Source organism: Streptomyces sp. NPDC012825 (genome assembly GCF_042900925.1).
GTDB lineage: Bacteria > Actinomycetota > Actinomycetes > Streptomycetales > Streptomycetaceae > Streptomyces.
In genome coordinates, this window is sequence record NZ_JBIBBZ010000051.1 from 1 (window position 1) to 1,049 (window position 1,049).

A 1,049-nucleotide genomic window follows, 5' to 3' on the forward strand; every position below is an offset into this window, starting at 1 on the left:
CCTACACCCTTACCCCGGGACAACCACCGCCCGGGCTGGACTACCTTCCTGCGTCACCCCATCGCTTACCTACTACCACCTTGGTTCGCCGGCTCCACCACTTTCCTTTCCCCGAAGGGTCCGGAACGGCTTCACGGGCTTAGCATTAATGGGCTCGATATTGGGCGTTTCAAAGCGGGTACCGGAATATCAACCGGTTGTCCATCGACTACGCCTGTCGGCCTCGCCTTAGGTCCCGACTTACCCTGGGCAGATCAGCTTGACCCAGGAACCCTTAGTCAATCGGCGCACACGTTTCTCACGTGTGTATCGCTACTCATGCCTGCATTCTCACTCGTGAACCGTCCACAACTCGCTTCCGCGGCTGCTTCACCCGGCACACGACGCTCCCCTACCCATCACAGCCTCCGTTGGGAGTATGTGCTGCAATGACACGACTTCGGCGGTACGCTTGAGCCCCGCTACATTGTCGGCGCGGAATCACTTGACCAGTGAGCTATTACGCACTCTTTCAAGGGTGGCTGCTTCTAAGCCAACCTCCTGGTTGTCTCTGCGACTCCACATCCTTTCCCACTTAGCGTACGCTTAGGGGCCTTAGTCGATGCTCTGGGCTGTTTCCCTCTCGACCATGGAGCTTATCCCCCACAGTCTCACTGCCGTGCTCTCACTTACCGGCATTCGGAGTTTGGCTAAGGTCAGTAACCCGGTAGGGCCCATCGCCTATCCAGTGCTCTACCTCCGGCAAGAAACACACGACGCTGCACCTAAATGCATTTCGGGGAGAACCAGCTATCACGGAGTTTGATTGGCCTTTCACCCCTAACCACAGGTCATCCCCCAGGTTTTCAACCCTGGTGGGTTCGGTCCTCCACGAAGTCTTACCTCCGCTTCAACCTGCCCATGGCTAGATCACTCCGCTTCGGGTCTTGAGCGTGCTACTAAAAGCGCCCTGTTCGGACTCGCTTTCGCTACGGCTTCCCCACACGGGTTAACCTCGCAACACACCGCAAACTCGCAGGCTCATTCTTCAAAAGGCACGCAGTCACGAG

General features: G+C 57.3%; 1 rRNA gene. It reads right to left on the minus strand.

Features of this window, described 5'->3' with window-relative positions:
- Positions 1–1,049 (minus strand): 23S ribosomal RNA (locus ACFY7E_RS32870); the annotation flags it as partial.